The organism is Tenacibaculum amylolyticum (assembly GCF_964511145.1).
GTDB classification, from domain to species: Bacteria; Bacteroidota; Bacteroidia; order Flavobacteriales; family Flavobacteriaceae; genus Polaribacter; species Polaribacter amylolyticum.
On record NZ_CAZEFZ010000004.1, the window covers coordinates 155,488 to 178,970 of the forward strand.

Here is a 23,483-nt window from a genome sequence, read left to right on the forward strand (position 1 = left end):
CGAATGATAGAGTAACTCAGAAGTTTTGAAGAGTAATTATTAATTATATACAAAATAGTATTTTAAGTGTTTAATTAATAGTACTTATGAACTCTTTGATGATTGTTTTATCAGAATATATTTGAATTGAAGTACCAAAATAATTCGAATCAGCATTGTTAGTATCAATTTTCTTGGAAGCAGAACTATGAATCTCAGTCAAACCAATTTCTTTAAATAAATGTGCATTTAAAGGTGTAATACCACTACCAGCCATAATAGTAATTTTATTGCCAAAACTCTTTTGTAATTCGTGTAATAAAGCTAAACCTTTTTCAGCGGTATTAGCTTGTCCAGAAGTTAAAACTCGTTCAACACCTAAATTGATTAATTGTGTAACGGCTTCATAAGGATCGTTTACTAAATCAAAAGCTCTGTGAAAAGTAAAAGAAAGCGGTTTTGCTAATTCAAACAATTCCTTAGTTCTTCTAATATCAATAGTATTATTAGAATGTAAAACTCCAGAAACAATCCCATGAACGCCTAATTCTTTACACAAAAGAATGTTTTGTTTCATTATTTCAAACTCATCATTAGTATATACAAAATCACCACTTCTCGGACGAATTAATACAAAGGTTTCAATTGTTAGGTCCTGAGTAATTTTTTTTAATAAACCATAAGAAGGTGTAATTCCGCCCAAGCTTAGTTCAGAACATAATTCTATTCTATGCGCTCCAGCTTCTTGCGCATTAAGTGCAGATAGATAAGAATTTGTACAGATTTCTAATTTCATTATTCAATAATAAGTTCATCCATAAATGTCCATGCCTTATGCCCAGCACCTTGTCTACCTTCAGGAATTAGCCCATAATTAGGAATTCGAATTTTAATTTTTTGAGCATTTTTATTTGTAAAAGTTGCATTAAAATTAACGAGTAAACTATCATTCTCAACCTTAAATAACGTTTCTTCACCATTATCGAATGTTACACCTATATTCTTAGGAGCATAAATCCATTGTCCATTTCCATTATGAAAACGCGTACGAATAGTATTAATAACTGTAGGTTGTTCAAGATCTAGAGTAATTAAAATATCATCACCAGCAAAGCCTAGCCATTCTTTATCTCCAAACCTTTTATTACTTCCAGAAACACCATTAATCAAAGCTTGTGTACCACCAGCGTTATAAGATCTATGTGGTTTTGGAGCTAATGTAATTTTCTTTCCTACTGCTTTATGGAGATTAATTTTTTGTTGAAAAATATCACGGCTTAATTGGTTTCCATCTGCATCAAAAACAATAGCTTTAATAACAGTAGAAGAATCTATTGGAAAAGGAACTGTATATTTTTTATCTACAGTAAAAACCGGATTTTTACCATTAAGAGTATAAAAAATAGATGCATTATCAAAAGGTGTAAACTCATAAAAAAGCTCTCCATTTTTAGAAGTTAATTTACCTTTAAGTTCATATAAATGATTTGCATAGTTTACTTTTTTAACATCCAATCTTTTTTGAAAAAATAACAATCGTTTTTTAAACTCGTTAAAATTTTTACGACTAGGAGTAGACCATAAAACTTCTGCTAATGCAATAGCTCTAGGAAAAGCCATGTACTCTACTTTTTCAGGAGTTTTCATGTATTCTGTCCAAACATTTCCTTGTGCTCCTAAAACATATTTATGCTCCTCCTCAGTAAGCTCTTTAGGAATAGGATTGAATTGATATGCCTTTTCCAAAGGAAGAAAACCTCCAATAGCTACAGGTTCATTTTCATTTTCAGATTGATAGTAATCGAAATAACAATGAGAAGTTGGAGTAAGAATAACATTGTGTTTTTGTTTTGCAGCTTCTACAGCACCTTTTGTTCCTCTCCAAGACATTACAGCTGCATTGGGAGCTAAACCACCTTCTAAAATCTCGTCCCATCCAATAATTTGTTTCCCTTTAGAATTGATATACTTTTCCATTCTAGAGATAAAGTAACTTTGTAAGCCGTGTTCGTCTTTTAAATTTTTTTCTTTTATCAATTGTTGACAAAAATCAGAATTTTTCCATCGTGCTTTTGGTGCTTCATCACCACCAATATGAATGTATTTACTAGGAAATAAAGTGATAACTTCATCAATAACGTCTTCTAGAAATTTAAAAGTAGTTTCTGTAGGACAATATACTTCCTCAAATACGCCCCATTTAGTGGCTACTTTAACAGAATCTCCAGTACAGCCTAATTCTGGATAAGCAGCAATGGCAGCTTGTGAATGTCCAGGCATTTCTATTTCTGGAATGATATCTACAAATCTTTCAGAAGCGTATTTTACAACTTCTTTAATTTCTTCTTGTGTGTAATAACCACCATATTTTTTTCCATCAAATTTATGAGGTTGATCATTATAATGGTTTTTTAAGGTTTCATCTCTATAAGCAGCAATCTCTTGGAGTTTAGGAAATTTTTTAATTTCAATTCGCCAACCTTGATCTTCCGTTAAATGCCAATGAAATGTATTGAATTTTAATGAGGCTAAGAGATCAATGTACTTTTTAATAAAAGCAACAGGGAATAAATGTCTCCCCACATCTAAATGCATACCTCTGTAAGAAAATCGTGGAGCATCTTTAATCTCTAAGCACTGTATAGGAAACTCTTTAGCGGTAGATTGTACCGGAAAGAGTTGTACTAAACTTTGTACACCATAAAAAATACCTCTAGCTGTTTTTGCTTCAATACTAATCTCCTTTGATGTAACTTTTAATTCATAAGCTTCATCATTTTGAATATTTGTATTTAATCGTAATGAAATATTTTTAGAACCTTTTGCAACTAATTCAATAGAATAATTTGTTTGAATGTATGATTTTAAATAATCGGCTACACCACTTAAATTTTTATCGACTTCTAATCCAGTTTTAGAACTCAATACAAAACTTCCTTCATGTAAAACCTGAGTGTCTGGAATAGGAATAATTTGAGCTTTTACTGGATTTGAAGCTGTTTTAGAACAACTTAAGAGAGCACATATAGCTATAACTAGGAGAATATAATTTTTCATTTGAATGATCTTAAAGACTTAAAAGTAAGCATTCCATTTTAAAAGTATTCTAATTATTAAGTTTTGAAAAATAAACAAATTATGATTTTAGTATCTTAGAAACGTCAAACAAGAACTAAAACCAAATGAAGTTTAAACAACTACTATTGCTTTCTTTTGTCATATTGATAAGCAGTTGTAAAAAGAAAACTATTTCTCCAGCAAAAAAAACACAACCTTTAATTTCTTATGTGAATCCCTTTATAGGAACAGGCGGGCATGGACATACATACCCAGGAGCTACAATGCCATTTGGAATGATGCAATTAAGTCCAGATACACGTTTAGACGGTTGGGATGGTTGTTCAGGCTACCACTATTCAGATGAATATATATATGGTTTTTCACATACACATTTAAGTGGAACAGGTGTATCAGATTATGGAGATGTGTTATTATTGCCAACCAATAAAACAGTTTTTAATAATGGAGCCAATGGAAAAGAAGGGTATCGTTCTAAATTCTCTCATAAACAAGAAACAGCTACGCCAGGTTTTTATAAAGTACATTTAGAAGATACAAATATAGATGTAGAATTAACGGTTGCTGAACGTAGTGGAATACATAAGTATCAATTTCCTTCTTCAGAAAACCAAGTGGTGATTTTAGATTTAGAACACCGTGATGAATTATTGGACAGTAAAATAAAATGGATTGATAAAGATAGAATTCAAGGATATCGATTTTCTAAAGCTTGGGCAACAAATCAAAAGTTATTCTATTCAATGACGTTTTCGCATCGTTTTGAGTTAGAAAAATATAAAGAAAATGAAAATCTAAAGGCAGCTATTAAATTCATTAACCCTAAAAATGAACCTGTATATGTAAAAATAGGAATCTCTGCTGTTGATGAAGCTGGTGCTAAAAAAAATCTAGAAGAAGAAATAGGAGTTAAAACGTTCGAACAAATAAAAAAAGAAGCGCAAGAAACGTGGGAAAAACAACTCAATAAAATAGTTGTTGAAAGTCCAAATAAAGAATATTTGACTAATTTTTATACAGCGCTTTATCATACAATGATTGCTCCTAATATCTATCAAGATGTTGATGGACGTTACAGAGGAATGGATTTAAAAATTCATGAAACCAAAGATTTTGATTATTACACGGTATTTTCTTTATGGGATACTTACAGAGCAACACATCCACTATATACTTTAATAGAACAAAACCGTACCAATGATTTTATCAATACATTTTTAGCAAAATATGATGAGGGTGGTATTATGCCTATTTGGGATTTATCTGGAAATTATACAGGTTGTATGATTGGTTATCATGCTGTGCCTGTAATAGCAGATGCTTACATGAAAGGAATACGTAATTATGATGCTGAAAAAGCTTTAACAGCGATGAAACACTCTGCAACTAGAAATAAATTAGGGTTGGCATCGTATAAGAAATTGGGATATATTCCAGTAGAGGAGGAAAGCGAATCAGTTTCAAAAACTTTAGAATATGCTTACGACGACTGGACAATTGCGCAAATGGCAAAAGCAATGGGAAAAGAAGCTGATTATAAAAACTATATTCAAAGAGCGCAGTACTATAAAAATATATTCGATCCACAATCTCAGTTTATGCGAGGACGATTTAGAAATACATGGTTTGCACCTTTTGATCCATATGAGGTAAATTTTAACTATACAGAGGCAAATGCATGGCAATACAGTAACTATGTACCACAAGATATTGTGGGGTATACAAAGTTATTAGGAGGGAAAAAGATACTTGAGAAAAATTTAGATACGTTGTTTAAAGCAGAATCAGAAACTTCTGGTCGTCATCAAGTAGATATTACAGGATTAATAGGTCAATATGCACATGGAAACGAACCAAGTCATCACATGGCATATTTGTATAATTTTGCTAATAAACCATATAAAACGCAAGAAAAAATATACCAAATACTTACTGAGCAATATACAAATTCACCAGATGGAATTTCGGGAAATGAAGATTGCGGACAAATGAGTGCATGGTATATTTTTAGTACACTAGGTTTTTATCCTGTAACACCGGGAGCTAATGAATATGTAATAGGAACTCCATTATTAAATAAAGCAACATTACATCTCGAAAATGGAGAGTTGTTTACGATGAAAGCAGCAAATATTGATGCTGAAAACAAGTATATAGAAAAAGTATTTTTAAACGGAAAAAAGTTAGAAAGAACTTTTATTACTCATAACGAAATTATGAAGGGTGGCATTTTAGAGTTTATAATGTCAGATAAACCTAGTAATTGGGGAACTACAGATACTGCGAATCCAACATCAGAAATAAAAGACCACATTATTGTACCAGCACCATTTATAGCAAAAGGAGATGTCGCTTTTAAAGGAAGTACAACTGTTGTTTTAGCAAATGCAGATAAGAATACAAAAATTTATTATGCTATTAATGATAGAGGTTTTAAAGAATATGTAGCACCAATAACAATTAGCGAAAAAGCAACATTAAAAACGTATGCAACTATTGGAAATAAGCAAAGCGCTATCATTAGTACAGATTTCTCAAAAATAGATCCTAATATTAAAATTACATTAGAAACAGAATATGCGAATCAATATAATGCAGGAGGAAATAATGCCTTAATTGATGGAGTTTTAGGAGCAAAAGACTTTAGAACTGGAACATGGCAAGGATATTCAGATGTAGATGTTATAGCCACTGTAGATTTAGGAAAATCTAGACCTATTAATATGGTATTTGTTAATTTCTTAGAAGACCAGCGAAGTTGGATTTTCTTACCTACAGAAGTCTCTTGTTTACTATCTAACGATGGTGAAAACTATACACCAATAGATTACAGTCCAAGAAAAATTGAAGCTAAAATTCCTAGAGAAGATGTTAGCATTAAGAAAATGCATTTCAAACAACCTTCAAGATCATATAGATATGTTAAAATCATAGCTAAAAAACTAGGAAAATTACCTGAATGGCACTTAGGATACAAGCACGATGGAAGGTCGTGGATGTTTATAGATGAAATAATGATAAAATAATATAATGAAACGTAGAAAATTTATAAAGAAAACTTCATTTTCTAAATTAGGTTTGTTGCTCATTACAATTTTATGTAGTTGTAATACTCCTAAAGAAGAGAAAAAAACGGGAACAATAACAGAAAATCAAACGATAAGAAAACCTTTAGTCATTGCCACTTGGAATACTCCTAAAGCAGTAGAAGCTGCAGCAAAAGTATTAGAAAAAGGAGGAAATGCTTTAGATGCAGTTGAACAAGGATGTAGAGTAGAAGAAGCAGATCCAAAAGGGCAATCCGTAGGAATTGGTGGACTTCCAGATAGAGAAGGACATGTAACTTTGGATGCTTGCATAATGAATGATAAAGGAGATTATGGAGCAGTAGTAGCAGTAGAAAATATAAAACATGTAATTTCTTTGGCTAGAAAAGTAATGGAAGAAACACCACATGTATTATTAGCAGGAAAAGGAGCAGAGCAATTTGCCATAGAACAAGGTTTTGAGAGAGAAGATTTATTAACACCAGCTTCTAAAAAAGCATGGGAAGAATGGAAGATAAAATCAGAGTACAAACCTATTATCAATATTGAAAACCATGATACCATAGGAATGTTAGCAATAGATGATGAAGGAAATATTTCGGGAGCATGTACAACCAGTGGTTTAGCTTACAAGATGGCGGGTAGAGTTGGAGATTCACCAATTATTGGAGGCGGATTATTTGTTGACAATGAAATAGGAGGTGCAGCAGCAACTGGATTAGGAGAAGAAGTTTTAAAAACAGTTGGAAGCTTTTTAATTGTAGAATTAATGCGACAAGGAATGTCTCCACAACAAGCTTGTGAAGAAGCAATAAAGAGAATTGTAGAAAAACCAAATAGTAACTATAAGAATTTTCAAGTTGGTTATATAGCAGTGAACAAAAAAGGAGAAGTAGGAGCTTATTCGATTCATGAATGGTTTAGCTATAATTTATATGCAGACGGAGAAAATAAAAACATAAAATCAGACTATTATATTAAAAACTAAAATAACTCTATGACAACAACTAATAAATCTTACAAAACAGCTTTTATATTCTTAACGTCTTTGTTCTTTTTATGGGGATTCATTACAGTACTTGTAGATTCTTTAATACCAAGGTTAAAAGATGTTTTTACATTAACGTATTTTCAAGCGGGATTAGTTCAGTTTGCTTTCTTTGGAGCATATTTTGTTCTGTCTATTCCAGCAGGATTTATATTATCTAAAATAGGGTATAAAAAAGGAATTGTATTAGGTTTATCTACAATGGCTATAGGATGTTTATTATTCTATCCAGCTGCGTCGTATCGAGTTTTTGGAATTTTTATGTTAGCATATTTTGTACTTGCTGGAGGAATGACAATTTTACAAGTGGCAGCCAATCCTTATGTTGCTGTATTAGGTTCAGAAGAAGGTGCGAGTAGTAGATTAAATTTATCTCAAGCATTTAATTCTTTAGGAACAGCGATTGCTCCTGCTATTGGAGCAATGTTTATATTGAGTGATACTGTAAAAACAAAAGAAGAAATTGCAGGTTTAACAGCAGTACAAAAAGAAGCTTATTTAGCTTCAGAAGCTTCGGCAGTACAATCTCCATTTTTAGGAATCGCAGGATTTGTTATTGTACTTGCTATCGTATTTGTTTTTGTACAGTTACCAAAACTAATGGAAAAAGTTCCCGAAGGAGGTTATAAAACACTATTAGGTAAGAAATCATTAATGATGGGAGCTTTAGGAATTTTTGTTTATGTTGGAGCAGAAGTTGCTATCGGGAGTTATTTGGTAAATTATTTTATGGATATGAACTTATTTGAAGCCATAAAGAATAATGAAATGATGAGAAGTATTTCAGAAGGGATTTTAAACCAAGATTTATCTGCTGTGGATAATAAAGCAATAGTTGGAGCATTTGTGACTTTTTATTGGTCTGGTGCTATGATTGGGCGTTTTATAGGGGCCTATTTAACAAAGATCATCGCGCCATCAAAAGTATTAAGCTGGTTTGCTATTGGAGCTTTAGCGTTAATCTTAATATCTATTAATACAAGTGGATTTGTAGCTATGTGGAGTATTTTAGCAGTAGGTTTATTCAATTCAATTATGTTTCCAACCATTTTTACATTGGCAATAGATGGATTAGACGATTTAAAACCGCAAGCTTCAGGTATTTTATGTACTATGATTGTTGGAGGAGCCATTATTCCTCCATTCTATGGATTATTAACTGACAATATTGGGTTTAAACTGGCTTTTATTCTAGTTTTATTATGCTATGCATACATTTGGTACTATGGGAAAACGAAAAGCAAAGTGGTTCAATAAATAGTACGGAAGTGAAGCTACAGCAATATTTTTAACAAGCAGATTTAATTTTAATAAACTATTTTTGGTCATATGAATGATCAATTAATGAAAAAAACGGGGACTTTTTTCATCGTTATCTTATTATTAGTTGGATGCAATTTTTTGTCTCCTACTAAGAACTTGGAAAATAAAGCGAATGAAATAAGTAAACTACAAAAGTTAGCCAGAAAAGGGCCAAATAATGATTCTACTCTTTTTTACATTAAAAAGTCTCAAGAACTACTTAATAGGAGTTTAGAAACTCTAGATACATTACATCTAGAGAATATATACTTAAAAGGATACTATTTTAAAAGAGAAAATAATTTAGATTCTGCTAGGTTTTATTTTCATGAAACAATTAAACAAGTAAAGAAACACAAAGGTGTAAGTAGAAGTCTTGTATATTTCAGAAATGCTTGGGAGATGGAGGAGTTATTAAATAAAAAAGGTAACGCTATTAGCATAGCAAAAGATTATATAGAAATTTATGAAAATGAAGGGAAAAGATATGCAAGTAATTTAGCATATGCATATAATTATCTTGAAAGAGTTAGTTTGGACTTACAAGATTTTAAAGAAGCTTCTAAGTATAATGAAAAAACACTAAAAGTATCAAAACAAGCAGGAGACTTAGATATATATACTACGGCTGCTTGCTCGAAAATAAGTAGATATTACTTCTTAAAAAGAAAAGATGAAGCGTTTAAATTATTAGATAGCATAAATAAATTAGAATTAGGAACAGATGCAAAAAGACAAATAAAGAGAAGTTATGCTATTCTGAATTTTTATGAAGGAAAGTTGTCTTTGGCAATCGAGTATTATAAAAATGTAATAGAATTAACAAAACTATTTAAGAAAGAAAAATACTTAGAAGTAAGTGAAGCAGATCATAATTATAATTTTTTAGAAGCATATACAAATATATCCGAAGCTTATATAGAGAATAAAGATTACGAATCTGCTAAAAAATATTTAGACACAACAAAAAGTATAATCACTATAAATTCTTATGAACCATATGTCGATTTTTATTATAGTTTACGATTCTTATTGCATTACAATACAAAAAAGAATCAAAATGATGTACTTGAAGAATATAAAGAGTTAATAAGTGATAATAGAGAAATACTTAGGAAGAATATTGGGGAAAAGCTATATGCCCTACAACTAGCAAATGAAAAAGAGAAAAAGGCATTGGAAGAAAAGAATGAATTGGAAGTAAGAAACATAAAACTTTTTGCTTTTAGTGGAATAACTGTTTTACTATTAGTAATTGGCTTTCTGTTTTATAGGCAACGCAATTATAAGTTCGAAAGACAAGAAGTGCAAATGCAACAGCGTTTATTACGTTCACAAATGAATTCTCATTTTTCATTTAATACATTATCTGTAATTCAAAATCAGATTCAAGAAAATCAAGAATTAGCCGCAAATTATCTAACAAAATTCTCAAGGTTATTACGATTATTATTAAGTAACTCGTTAAGTAATTATGTATTATTTGAAGATGAATTAGAATTATTAAAGAAATATCTCGATTTACAATTATATCGCTTTCCAAATGAATTTGAGTATACTATAGAATTAGAAAATTTTGAAGAAGATGATCTATTGTATATTCCACCAATGTTAATGCAACCTTTTATAGAAAATAGTATTGAGCATGGTTTTGTTGGTATTGATTATAAAGGAATAATAAAAATACAGCTGAAACTGATAGATGATAAATACCTAAGTTGTATTATAGATGATAACGGTATAGGATTACAATCGATAAAAAAAGAATATAAAACATCGGTTTCTACTGATTTGATATCAAAATTTACTAAGAAAGTTACCAAGCAAGAAATTAGTATTTTAGACAAAAAGAAACTCAATTCGAAAGAATCTGGAGTTCGTGTTGAATTTTTAATCCCTTATAAAGTTACAAATAATGATTAAAGCGATATTGGTTGATGATGAAGCATACATGCGTGAAAAAATCAAAGAAAAACTAATAAAATCTTTTAATGATAAAATTCAAATAGTAGGTGAAGCAGGCAGTGTAAATGAAGCTGTAATATGTATTAATGAACAAAAACCCGATTTACTTTTATTAGATATACATTTAAAAGAAGGAACAAGTTTCGATATACTTTCTCAAGTAGATCATAAAAATGTAAGCATCATTTTTATTACAGGTTATGATGAACATGCCATTAAAGCTATCAAAATTGGCGCTTTGGATTATATCATAAAACCAATTGATAATATTGAGTTCAATGAGGCAATAGGTAAAGCTATAGAAAATAATTTAGTAAAAGATAAGGCAACAGAAAAGTCAATTGAAATAACGAAAGAACACTTTTCAGGAAATAGTAATGATAAACGCATTGTTTTAAAAACATTAGAAAATATTTATGTTATAAATGAAGACGATATTTTCTATTGCAAATCTGAAAGTAATTATACCACATTTTATACACAAAAAATAGATAGAATTGTAGTTTCTAAACCTATAAAAATGTTTGAAGAATTATTATCTAAAGATACTTTTATTAGATGTCATAAATCCTATTTAGTGAATAAAAATCACGTAATCCAATACAATAAACAAGGAATGTTAATTATTAATGCTAAAATCCAAGTACCTGTATCGAGTAGAAGAAAAGATCAGATTATACAGGAGATTTTTAAATAACGTTAATACATTTTTTATAAGCGTTAGTTAATTCAAAAGATACTTTAATGAAGTTTTAGTGTGAAAAAGATAAAGAATTTGTTTATTTGAAAATTAAAACAAACAGTAAATGAATAGAATATACATTAAATTTTTGGTAATGCTACTAGTATTTATTTCTTGTAATCAAGAAGAAAATATAGTTAGTGAACCTATAAGTAAAGAACCAACTACCTTAAAAAAACAGAATGGAAGAACTAGAAGTTTTAGTGATTTTCAGACGAACAATATAGATCTGTTAGAAAATAAAATGCAATGGTTTGGATATTTAGTTTTAAGAGCAACTAATAATAACATAAGAGCTAGACAAGAATTTCTAGTTATTTTAGAAAATAGTAGAAAAAGAAATGTTCTAAAATTAGAAACTTTATTAGGAGAAAATGTAAATAATGAAAGATTTATAGAAGCATTAAAAGAAACCTATTTACACTATCAATATTTAACTGAAAGCGATGGTACAATTAGGCCTATGGAAAGACCTAGACCAGGTGGTGGACCAGGAGAAGACCCTGGCTCAGATTCTGATGTTAGGTCGTCTAGTGATTTTCAAATGTATATTTCATATTTGTTAGATGATTGTCTTGAGTTATATTTTCCAAATGGATACACCGATTTAGATGGTGATTTATATGATTTTACGTCAATGATATCATCTGCTCATCCTTTAAATAATACTAATTATAATGATGAAGCTTATCTGTTTTCAGACTCTGGTTCAATCTTAGGCTCTAGTCCAATTTCAATTAGTGAAACTAGTGTAGGAGAAGCTACTAGAGGTTTAATGATGATAGTTAGGCCAGTTAGAAGTCAAGATGCAAGAGGATGCCAATATTCAGAGTATTCTTCAATAAATGATTTTACAGATTTTTTAGCGAATTAAGCAATTAATTTTAAGAAAAAATAACGAAAACCTCTTACGTAAAGTAAGAGGTTTTTTTATGGATTTTTTTAGAACTAACGTTAACGAATTTGTTAGGTGCGTTCATGAATTTTGGATTGTGGTACTGTGAGATTTAATGCAAATTTACTCCTGTTAATAGTATCGAATAATAAATAGTATGAATAAGTTAAAAACAAACCGATCAAGAAGAATCATTGCTATATTCTTTATCCTTAATTTTTTAAGTACCATAGTGCCGGTTAATTTATTATATGCAAATAATAATGGACCTAAAGCTCCAGAGGCAGGAAGTTTTGAACCTGTAGACGCGACAGATATGGTTAATTTATTAACAGGAGATTTTTCTTATGTGCTTCCTTTATTAAATGTACCTAGTCCAGAAGGAGGTTATCCTATTTCTTTATCGTATCATGCTGGAATAGCTATGGATCAAGAGGCGTCTTGGACAGGATTAGGATGGAATTTAAATCCAGGAGCTATAAATAGAAGTGTAAATGGATCTCCTGATGATTATGATAGAATAAAAGATTATGAACATTTATACGATCAAGGAGGTAAAGAAGAATTATTTACAGCAGGTTTCAGTTATTCAGATCCAACAGGTACAGGTTCAGTTGGGCTAGATTTTTCTTGGGGAACTAATAAATCTTTTGGAGGTAGTGTCAGTTTAGGGCTTGGAGTTGTAAGTGGAACGATTGGTGAAAGTAATTCAATAGGGGTAAATATTCCTTTCTCCACAAAAAATGGAGGAGCACTAACTCTTGGAGCAAGTTTAAGTGAGGGAGGAAGTTTGAATGGAGCAATTGATTATTCTTCTAATACAGAAGGTTTCTCTGTAAGTGCAAATACAAACGGAGGTATAGGAGTTGGCATAAACAGTGCTTTAGGAAACAATAGAAGTTTGGGAGTTGATTTTAGTTTTAGTCAAAATGGAATAGGAATATCAGGAACTGTTAATAAAAAAAGCGGAGGCAGAGTTGTAGGAGGAGGCGGAGCAGGTTTTAATATTTCTTTTGCAAGTACAATAGAGCAAGGGAATTATTTATTTAAACAATCTTCATGGAGAATTCCAATTAGTATTCCTACTCCAATTGGAACTTTTGGCGCTCATTTTGGTAAACAAAAAATTAAATGGAGTATGAATAAAACTAATACAAACTATTTATATGGTCCATTACATTTTAATAAGAACATACAAAATCGATATAAAGTTTCTTCTTATAGAAAGGATTTTAATGCTCCATGCAATAATGGAATTGGAAAAATACTTCATTCTATAGATTATGTTGATACGTTAGAAGAAGCAGAGCAAATAAAAAATAATAAAGAATATACTACAGTTGATGGATGGAGAATATGTAATTGTGAAATTGAAACAGAAATAGAATCACTTATGGATATTTATGAGTTTCCACTTGATCAAAAAGTATTTACAAATTTAGATGAAAATAATGCAATATTTCCTAATCTAGATTCATTTAATGTAGATGCTCAAGGTATTTCTGGTAACATGTCCATAAAACATTTTGAAAATGGAAACTTATTTGGGTTAGAAAAAAGTCTTCCTATGCATGATATTTCATTTTCTATTAACGGAGAGTTTTATAATGATCTGGATCCTAAATTTACTTTTGAAAGTAAACCAGAATTTTATTTTGATAATGAGTTTACTTCCTATTTAGAGACGACACCAGCAACTTTTAATACAAGTGGAATAATTTATAATTCTGCATTAGATTATAATCAGTATAGCAATCCTAATGGTCCTGCACAAAGAAGAGTAGTTTCTAAACATATAGAATATTTTACTAATGATGAAGTTCACAATGAAAACTACCAAGAAAAGTATATAAAAGGATATTTAAAGCCTAGAAGTTTTGAAAATATTATTAATCCAGACCCAAATGGTATAGGTGCATTTACAATAACAAGTAATGATGGTAAAAAGTTTCATTATTCAATTCCTGTTTATAATCAAGTAACTGTTACTAGAAGTATAGGTGCAATAAAAGATAATAACGGTAATGCAAAACCACAAGAAGAAGCTTATTTTGAACGTATACAAGACACACCTTATGCAACACATTGGTTATTAACAGCTGTCACAGGACCTGACTATATTGATATAAATAATAATCATATACCAGATGAAGATGATTATGGGTATTGGGTGGAGTTTGACTATGGTAAATGGTCTGATGCCTATGCATGGAAAGCTCCTTATGGAAAAACATATATTGATTCTAAAGACGATGATGATTTTAAAACTAAAATAAATGGATTTAAAGAAGTTTATTATTTAGATGCAGTTAAAACACGTACACATACTGCTTTATTTAGTAAATCTCTTAGGTATGATAATTTTAGTCATAATTGGGAATATAAATCTGTTGATTGGACTCAATCAGAACAAAATTCAAATGATTTTATAGAAGTATTTACAATACCTTCACAGCCTTCTCTAAAACTAGATAAAATAATTTTATTAAAAAACGAAGATGCAAATAATATTAGTAAAACTAATGGGGATATTCCTAGTATTTCAACAGGTTCGGAAAATATTTATTTTAGAAAAGAAGGGAGTACACCCACAGTATATTATTTTAATAAGGAAGATAGTGTTTTAGATTATTCAGATATTGATTCTAATACATTACAAAAATCTATTAAAATTATAGACTTAAGTTATGAAATACCTCAAACATCTTTGGTAAGAGGAACTCCCAATGTTTCTATACCTCATACAGGAAGATTAACTTTAAAATCTGTTGATTTTAAAGGAAAGTCTGATGCATCTATTTTGCCTCCATATAACTTTAAATATTATAACGAACAGGCATTTAATCTTGATAATAAAAATTCTTGGGGATATTATAAAAATGAACCGTGGATGTGGTCTTTAAAAGAAATAGTAACTCCAGAAGGCGGAGCGATACAAATAGTATATGAAAGTGACGACTTTAATAAACCTGTAATTCAAAATAACAGATTATTTAGTAGAGGTTTAAAATTTAGTTTTGGTAATAGTACTAATCGACCACCTCAATATGATTTGCCACCATCTGCTATAAACGATCATTATATGAATTTAGTAGTACGTTTAGATGAAGAAGACCCTATAGTAAGTGAAGAAAACATTGATTTAAGAGATTATTTTGATCCAAGTAAACCACTATATATTGATTTATGGTTTATGTCTTTTGTTAATTATGAACGAGGAGGAGCACAAGGGGGACATAATTATTCTAGGAACCATATAGATATTATTGGACAAGAAGTAGAGGATTATACTGTGTTTGATGATCATATAATATTACGAAATGTAAAAGCGAAAGCTCCTTTTTCTGTAGGAAATGATATAGGAATCCATAAAGCTTCAAATTATAGTGCTAATAATTATACAAGTATTGATTTTGGTACAAATAAAAAAACTCCTAGATACGATCTTTATTGGGAAGAAGAAGCAAATACATATGACAAACACAGTTTTTCATTACAATACAAAATAATAGCAAATGAAGATGTTACGGATCAAAAAGATGGTGATTTAAGAGTTAAGAAATTAATTACAACTAATGGAGTAGAGTCGTATACAACTAATTATTTATATAATCAATTAGGTCATATGTCTGATCCATCAGATGTTAATTATAAATCTTCAGGAACTGTAAGTTATATTCCTGATGAAGATAATAATCCAATACCTTATAGTACAGAGTTACCGGCTCCTAAAGTAATGTACGAGTATGTAACAATTCAAAACGAAAATTCACAGCAAGCGACACAATATCATTTTAATGTGATGAAAGAAAAAGATCCAAATAGTTTAAAATTTGGAGATTTTCTTGAAATTCAAAAAACTGAGCATGAACAAGAAAATAACAATAATCGTAAAGTTCAATTTGCTGAAATAATGATTCATGATAATCTAGCTGCTATTGGACAAGTATTAGATATTTCTTCATTTAATAAAGAAGGACATTTATTATCTAAATCGGAAAATGAATATTTTTCTATGAATGATAGATTAAATAGACAAGGAATAGATCAACAATCCTATCAAACGTATAAGTCAATTAAATATAAAGATAATTTAGAACGAAAAGATAAATGGCTTATAAATTCTTCATCAAGAAGAAACTATGCACAAGCTTTAAAAAGTTCAAAAATTACTTCAGGAGGCTATTCTACTGTAACAAAATTCTCTAAATATGATCCTTTTTCTGGAGCAACATTGGAAACAAAGTCAATGACAAATGAAGGCCTTCATATTAAAAATGTTGTAATCCCTGCCTATCATAAGTATCCACAAATGGGATCAAAAGCTAATACTCCATCTAATAAAAATATGTTATCTCAAGAAGCAGCTAGATATGTGTTGAAAAATTATACTCAGCCTTTAAGTGTTAATATTACAACATGGAATGACGATTGGACGTATAAAAATCCTGACGGAACAACGACGACACCAACAGATACAAATCATAAGATATGGCGTAGACACAAATCCTTTATTTGGGATGGTGAACTTAATGAAGATGGAACTTATGTTAATTATAATTATAGTAGCAATAACGATGATGGTTTTGATTGGACAAATCCTTTTGCAGTGCAGCCAAGTCAGTGGAAACAAGTAAGTGAAACAACATTGTATGATCATTATTCTAGACCAATTGAAGTAAAAGATATCAATAATAATTATGCTTCAACTAAAATGTGGGATAATAATACAAAGGTAGCGTCTTCTAGTAATTCCAAATACAATGAACATTTTACTTCAGATGCAGAAACAATAGAAGGTAACTATATAGGTAATGGTGTATTATTTACTTATATAACGGGTATTGTTAGAAGTGAAGAAAAATCGCATACAGGTAAATATTCTTTAAAATTGAATGCAAATCAAAACGCATTTTCTACAGTGCTAAAACCGGGAGAACATAGATCTGGAAAATATAAAGTATCTGTATGGGTAAATAAAGAGAACTACGAATCAGTTAGAATTCGTCATAATAATGGAAGTATAGATACTTTTAATGGAGAAACAATTATGGCAGGAAACTGGGTGCAATTGAATCATGTTATTAATTTATCTAAAAATAAACTGGAAAGAATAACTATTAGATCTACAAACGATAATACTTTTTTAGATGATTATAGATTATATCCTATTTCATCATCAGTAAAAACTTACGTTTATAACGATTATGATGAGCTGGAAGCAATATTAGGAAGTAACAATATAGCTACTAAATATCAATATGATACTGCTGGAAGGTTAATACGTATTTACCAAGAGATTCCTGATAATAAAACAATTATTGGAGGTTTTAAACGTGTGAGTGAATACCGTTACAATTACGCTAGGGATATCAATTAATTATATCAATAAATAAATCTATATATCAATATCATTATTAAAAATCATATTAAAATTATAGATGAAAATCAAATACCACGCTAATGAAAAGTTTAATAAATACAATTATATTAAGAGTTATTTGTTTTCTCAGTGTTATACAAATATCAGCCCAAGAAATTATTTGGAAATCATCGAGCAATTTTACAGCTAGATCTAATAACTTAAGTACGGGTAGTGGTAGAGCTACTGGAGATGCTTATATGTTATCCCATAGTAGATTGGGGTTAAATGCTACAGGTTTGTTTAGTATAACAGGATTTCAACAGAATGGAGGGAGAATTCATTCTAGATCAGGAGTAGGAGTATTGGGTGTTTACCTAACTCCAGAATCTGAATATTCATTAACTGAAATAGAAAACAACAGTTATGCTATTGTATATGATCAAGGAAAAAGAACGGTTCAAATTACCAGTCCGAATAGGGAAATTGCAACTATTAATAGTGTTTCTTTAGTAAGCCGAGATGTATTTACTATTGAAAAGACGGATGCTAATAAAATTAAATTATCATTTAATGAACACTCTTATTTAATAACAGATAATTTTATAGAGAATTTAAATGTTGTCGTTCGTTCTCAAGCTTCAGATTTTGCATTTGAAGCTACTTCTAGAGGATTTTCTTTAGCTGCAGATCCAGATTATGTTGGAGTAACAGATACGGATAAAAATTGGGTATGGTCTCGTACGTTTGATAATACAGGAAAAGTTACAAGCACAGGAATAAACTATTTTGACAATTTAGGAAAGTCTACTCAAAGCCAAACAAGAGATTTTAAGACGAATAAAAACTGGGCTTCAGAAGTTCGCTATGATGCTCAAGGAAGACCGGCCTTACAAACGTTAAGCGCTCCTATCAACATGAATCAGAACTTTAGTTTTAAAGAAGATTTTATAAAAAAAACAAATGGAACCACTTATGCCAATTCCGATTTTGAAACCGATCCTGAATTTCCAGCAGAAGTAGGATCGCAGGAAGGAAGTTTAGGTTATTACTATAGCAATAGCAACACAAGTGAACCTTTACAGGATATTGCTGAAGGTCGCCCGTATTCCAAAACAGTATATGATGAATTAAATCCAGGAAATGTTCGTGCAGTAGTAGGAGGTAAAATCATGAATTTAAATGGACAGGGAAGTATTTTATTGAATCGATTTCCACAAGGATTTAGTTATACCATGCCAGCAGCACAAGAAATGCAATATATTTTCGGTAAGAATTATTTTCCTTCAGAACAGGATCCTTTAGGAGAAACCATAATTACAAGATTTCAAAAGACAGTTAATATAGATGTTAATGGCATAGAAACCGTAATATTTACAGATGGTCAAAAAGTATTAGCGACAGGAAGGTCTGGAGGGACAGATGAATACGAGATGGTTTCTGTTATAGGTGCTCAAGGTTATATAGATGTTCATATACCTAATGGAGTAACGCAATTCGAACTCTTTGGAAACACAAACTCTATTACAGTATATAATATTAGAACAGGTAAAGAAGTCTCACCAAATACAATAACTGGAGGAAATATATATCGTATAGAAGGAATTCCTTCCAGCGAAGTTCCAGGTTCAGATTATACTTACATAAGTGACTCTAATGAAATTGTAACAGTACCTGAAGCGACAGGAATACGTTATCAAGTAAATTATCATGAATTTGCAGTAAATTATTACGATGATGCAAATAGGCTGGTAAAAAGTACACAACCTATTGGATTTGATGATAGTGCTTTTACACTAAGTAATACTACACCAAACCATGGAATGGCTACAACCTATAATTATAATGCAGCTGGAGAATTGTTAAATACAGTTAGCCCAGATGAAGGTTTCGCAGCGTTCGCTTATAGAGAAGATGGACAAATACGTTTTTCTAAAAACGCTAAACAAACGAATCAAAATGAGTTCTCATATACGAATTATGATGATAAAGCAAGGCCAATAGAAAGTGGAGTAAGTGAAGGATCAGTTCCATATTTTCCTGTGAATTCTATTGTAGTTCCAATACTTGAAACAGATGCTAACGTAAGCGCTACTTCAGGTACCGTTGTAAAAAATAATCCAGGTTGGGCTGATGGAGGGTTTCACTCTTTAGAAAGAACAGGAAATGGAGATTTTAAAATTAGTTTTAAAAGTCCTTATGTTTTATTAGGGAATCTTATGGGACTCTCTCTGGAAGATCATGGAGATTTTTACAATACTGTAGAAAGAGGAATCTATTTTTATGGAGGTTATGTACGGGCTATGGCCTTGGGAGAGTTTACCCCGCCGTTAGTTCCACATAACCCAGAATCTGTATATAGTATAGAACGCAATAATGGTATTATTCGTTATAAAAAAGATGGAGAAACTTTTTATACGGTAAACAATAATATAGCGGCGAGTAACACAATAAATACAGATAGTTTTATCATAGATGGAGCTATGTTAGAAGAAGGACTTTCATTTACAGAAATACGCATAGAACAATTTGCAAACACTGCAGCTAGGCCAACATCAGTAGACAATTGGGAAGTAGACCCAAACCAATGCAAAGAACAAGTATTCACGTCATATGATGAAAACGATGACAAAGGCTTATGGTTAGCATTATATGGAGGAGCAACAAATCTTCCAGAAAATTATAGAAAACAAGAATTCTTAGCAGGAAATGTATCTAAAACATGGACCGAAAATCCAGTAACATCTACTACATGGTATAGTTATGATGTGTATGGTCGAGTTAGTTGGATGGTACAAAATATTGAAGGATTAGGGGTAAAAACTATCGATTATGTATACGATGATCGTACTGGACAAGTAAACCGAGTTGTATATCAAAGAGATGAAGCTAGTGAAATGTTTATCCATCGTTATGTGTACAATGAATTTGGACAATTGCTAACAGTAGAAACCTCAAGAGATGGGAATAATTATATAGAACATGCCCGTTATTCTTATTATGAAACAGGAGCATTGAAGCGTACAGAAATAGCAGAAGGATTACAAGGACTAGATTATATATATACTTTAAATGGACAGTTAAAAGCAATTAATCATCCTGGTTTATCGAATGTAGAAGATCCAGGAGAAGATCAAAACGATGCATTTGGATTGATTATAGACTACAATAGAAAAGATTATACAAGAGCCAACACAGGTATTACCAAAACATTTTCAGGAACAGACCAGTACAATGGAAATATAAAAGGCTATCGTTGGGCAACTTTAGGGTTGCAAAATGCAGCTAAAAAAGGCTATTTATTCGATTATAATGAAAAGAATTGGTTAACTCAAGCTTCTTTTAAATCGATCACACAATCAGCATTAAATACAGATGTTTACGTTGGAAATGATGCAGGAGACTACAATGTGTACAATATAAGTTACGATGCTAATGGTAATATTAGAAGATTAGACAGGAACAAAGATTCCCATAATAATACCAATGCAATGGATAAGCTAAAGTATCATTACTATAATGATGGGAATAAGTTAAGTTATGTAAACGATACTTCAGGAAATATAGATGAAGTAGGAGATATTAAAGCACAATTACCTAATAATTATATATATAACAGTATTGGTCAACTTATAGAAAATAAGCAAGACGAAATTCAGTATGAATACTATACCAATGGATTGGTAAAATCGGTGAGGACGACGCAATCAAATTCAGATAAAGGGGTTTATTTTACCTACAACGATCGTGGCCATAGAGTTTCTAAAAGATCATTGAACGGAACAGGTGGAGGAACACAAACGTATTATGTACGCGATGCTTCTGGGCAAGTAATGGGAATTTATAGTACAGAAATAGGCACGAATCCACGTTATGCTGTTCAGTATCCAGTATATGGTGCCTCTCGATTAGGAATGGCAACTCAAGCCAATACCTTTAAATACGAAATAACAGATCATTTAGGAAATGTACGAGCGGTAATTATGAAAGACGCTTCGGTACCACCAGTGGTAGATGAACAATTTACAACGAATAGTGTTCCGTCAAGTATTACTTCTAGTTCTAATGCTGTAACGAGTATTAGTTCAGTTCCTTTTGGAACCTCAGTTATTAATACCAATAAACAACTGAAAGTTGCGATAACAAATAACGCTACCAATCATGTAAAAATACCTTTTCAAACTGAAGCAGGACATACTTACGCAATTAAGTTTTATACAGGATTGCATGAAACAACGAATGCCTTACAATATTATATAGCTTCTACGCCTACAGAAACTGTACAAAAAAAGCGAACAGCAGAGCAATCAGGAATAAAAACATTTAATTATAAGGCTTCTACAACTGGACAACAATATTTAATTTTTGAACTAGCAATAAATGATTTTACAGATATTATAACCACAAATAATTACTATTTAGATACTATTAGAATAAATGATGTAACAACGGAGAATGCTCCAGTAATGTTAGCACATAAAGATTATTACCCGTTTGGAATGCCAATGCCTAATAGAAATATAGAAGGAGAATATCCATATGCATATCAAGGACAAGAAAAAGACACAGAAACAGGGATGGAAGCTTTTGAATTACGTTTATGGGATGCAAGAATAGGTAGATGGCTAAACCCTGATCCAAAAAAACAATTTAAAAACCCTTATTTGGGGATTGGAAATGATCCAGTAAACTCAATAGATCCTGATGGAGGTTTTAAAAAGAAATGGTGGGCTAATATTGTTAACATTTTAATAGGTGGTGATGGTGTTTCTTTTAATAAAAAAAGAGACGAGTTTTATGTACATAAAACTACTTATTTAGAAGGTGATTTGGATAAAAACGAACTAGGAGGGTTTATAACTCAACAATTTTACAGTAATCCAATAAAATTATATGGAAAGGTAAATCTAAAGTTAGATCATGGACTTCAAGCAGGTTTATCTTTGAAGTTTTTTGGTGTTCAAATTGACCTTACTCCTAAATATGATGTTACAAATATTTTTGATGCAAATTTAGAGTTGAACTCTAAAAATGGATTCAATGATTCGTATATATATGATTCATTAGGAGATTTATCAGGAGGGGGATATCTTAATTCTAAATATAGTAATACTTCAGGATTGGGAATAGGATTTGGAGTAGTCGGAGGAGCTTTTGAGTATGAGAATAGTAGTTTTAGATCTGAAAGAATCCTAGGAGGGGCATTAAGAGGAATTAGTCATTTAAATAGTGAAGAATTATCTTTTCCAGTTTATGGAACAATAAAGACTAATTATACTAAAGATTCTCCTGTAACTACGACAACTAGGAGTTGGTCACTTGGAGCATCTTTAATAGCTATTTTTGGTGTACATGCAAATTTAGAAGGAGGGTATGAATTATTATATCAAGTCGATAAATAAAAGAATGTTATTAAAAGAGAGAATAAAGTGAGAATAATTATACTTTTCTCCTCTAGATAACAAGAATTTGCAATCCGTGATTAATATAGAATTTAAAAATCAATACATACTTAAAGAAGATAGCTCGGAAATTATTTTCGAGCTTTTTTATGCCTATTGTTTTTATAAAAACGTAAGTGAATTAAGAACATATGTTTATGAATTAGGTATTGTTTTATTTAAGAATATAGTTAAAATTTATCCGATAGTGCGGATTTGCAATCCGTGAAATTAATATAGAACTTAAAAATCGATATATACTTAATATGATGATAGCTCGGAAAATATTTCCAAGCTATTTTTTTATATTTTCAATAGGTCTATCTATCATAGTTTTGTTTCATTTATTATAAAGGATGCATAATTTTATAATTTTTGCAGAACTTCTTCTTTATCTCATAATAATAAAGAAACGTTCACGAATTTAGAACATACGTTTATGAATTTAAGATTGCTTAACGTCTTAAAATGTATAATATTTACTTTAAACTAATATACTATAGCTAACAGACATACTTAGTAAGTGTCTTTAAATATGTTGCTAAAAGCTAATTTAAAAAATGTATAAAACGCTATAGTAAGATAGTTTATATGATATTATAGAAATAAAAGCTCGGAAATATT

At 30.6% G+C, this 23,483-nt stretch carries 10 protein-coding genes; 8 read left to right on the forward strand and 2 right to left on the reverse strand.

Going from position 1 to position 23,483, the window contains the following annotated elements:
• Nucleotides 1-70: 70 nt before the first annotated feature.
• Entirely contained in the window at nucleotides 71-775 is a 705-nt protein-coding gene (locus ACKTTC_RS02200; protein ID WP_408037867.1) for a copper homeostasis protein CutC, read from the reverse strand.
• Entirely contained in the window at nucleotides 775-3,036 is a 2,262-nt protein-coding gene (locus tag ACKTTC_RS02205; protein WP_408037869.1) for a beta-N-acetylhexosaminidase, read from the reverse strand. The genes ACKTTC_RS02200 and ACKTTC_RS02205 overlap by 1 nt, the downstream gene beginning before the upstream one ends.
• A 125-nt stretch (nucleotides 3,037-3,161) precedes the next feature.
• Here ACKTTC_RS02205 and ACKTTC_RS02210 point away from each other — a divergent pair, with 125 nt between their 5' ends.
• The 8 genes from ACKTTC_RS02210 (at nucleotide 3,162) to ACKTTC_RS02245 (ending at nucleotide 22,820) form a co-directional block, all read left to right on the forward strand.
• Nucleotides 3,162-6,083: a GH92 family glycosyl hydrolase gene (locus ACKTTC_RS02210; protein WP_408037871.1), complete on the forward strand. Its 2,922-nt coding sequence runs from the start codon at nucleotides 3,162-3,164 to the stop codon at nucleotides 6,081-6,083.
• A 4-nt stretch (nucleotides 6,084-6,087) separates the two neighbouring features.
• Nucleotides 6,088-7,092: a N(4)-(beta-N-acetylglucosaminyl)-L-asparaginase gene (locus ACKTTC_RS02215; RefSeq protein WP_408037873.1), complete on the forward strand. Its 1,005-nt coding sequence runs from the start codon at nucleotides 6,088-6,090 to the stop codon at nucleotides 7,090-7,092.
• A 9-nt stretch (nucleotides 7,093-7,101) separates the two neighbouring features.
• Nucleotides 7,102-8,409, forward strand: a complete 1,308-nt coding sequence (locus ACKTTC_RS02220) for a sugar MFS transporter (RefSeq protein ID WP_408037874.1) — start codon at nucleotides 7,102-7,104, stop codon at nucleotides 8,407-8,409.
• Between the two features lie 72 nt (nucleotides 8,410-8,481).
• Complete coding sequence (locus tag ACKTTC_RS02225; protein ID WP_408037876.1) at nucleotides 8,482-10,377, forward strand: histidine kinase; 1,896 nt, start codon at nucleotides 8,482-8,484, stop codon at nucleotides 10,375-10,377.
• Nucleotides 10,370-11,116: a LytR/AlgR family response regulator transcription factor gene (locus ACKTTC_RS02230; RefSeq protein WP_408037878.1), complete on the forward strand. Its 747-nt coding sequence runs from the start codon at nucleotides 10,370-10,372 to the stop codon at nucleotides 11,114-11,116. Before ACKTTC_RS02225 ends, ACKTTC_RS02230 begins: the two co-directional genes overlap by 8 nt.
• 109 nt (nucleotides 11,117-11,225) lie before the next feature.
• On the forward strand, nucleotides 11,226-12,035 hold the full coding sequence (locus tag ACKTTC_RS02235) for a hypothetical protein (protein ID WP_408037879.1): 810 nt from the start codon (nucleotides 11,226-11,228) through the stop codon (nucleotides 12,033-12,035).
• A 178-nt stretch (nucleotides 12,036-12,213) separates the two neighbouring features.
• On the forward strand, nucleotides 12,214-17,436 hold the full coding sequence (locus tag ACKTTC_RS02240; RefSeq protein WP_408037881.1) for a hypothetical protein: 5,223 nt from the start codon (nucleotides 12,214-12,216) through the stop codon (nucleotides 17,434-17,436).
• 83 nt (nucleotides 17,437-17,519) lie between these two features.
• On the forward strand, nucleotides 17,520-22,820 hold the full coding sequence (locus ACKTTC_RS02245; protein WP_408037883.1) for an RHS repeat-associated core domain-containing protein: 5,301 nt from the start codon (nucleotides 17,520-17,522) through the stop codon (nucleotides 22,818-22,820).
• Nucleotides 22,821-23,483 lie beyond the last annotated feature (663 nt).

Coding starts and splice junctions, on each gene's coding strand:
- ACKTTC_RS02200 (WP_408037867.1), bottom strand. CDS start 775: ATGAAATTAGAAATCTGTACAAATTCTTATCTATCTGCACTTAATGCG.
- ACKTTC_RS02205 (WP_408037869.1), bottom strand. CDS start 3,036: ATGAAAAATTATATTCTCCTAGTTATAGCTATATGTGCTCTCTTAAGT.
- ACKTTC_RS02210 (WP_408037871.1), top strand. CDS start 3,162: ATGAAGTTTAAACAACTACTATTGCTTTCTTTTGTCATATTGATAAGC.
- ACKTTC_RS02215 (WP_408037873.1), top strand. CDS start 6,088: ATGAAACGTAGAAAATTTATAAAGAAAACTTCATTTTCTAAATTAGGT.
- ACKTTC_RS02220 (WP_408037874.1), top strand. CDS start 7,102: ATGACAACAACTAATAAATCTTACAAAACAGCTTTTATATTCTTAACG.
- ACKTTC_RS02225 (WP_408037876.1), top strand. CDS start 8,482: ATGAATGATCAATTAATGAAAAAAACGGGGACTTTTTTCATCGTTATC.
- ACKTTC_RS02230 (WP_408037878.1), top strand. CDS start 10,370: ATGATTAAAGCGATATTGGTTGATGATGAAGCATACATGCGTGAAAAA.
- ACKTTC_RS02235 (WP_408037879.1), top strand. CDS start 11,226: ATGAATAGAATATACATTAAATTTTTGGTAATGCTACTAGTATTTATT.
- ACKTTC_RS02240 (WP_408037881.1), top strand. CDS start 12,214: ATGAATAAGTTAAAAACAAACCGATCAAGAAGAATCATTGCTATATTC.
- ACKTTC_RS02245 (WP_408037883.1), top strand. CDS start 17,520: ATGAAAAGTTTAATAAATACAATTATATTAAGAGTTATTTGTTTTCTC.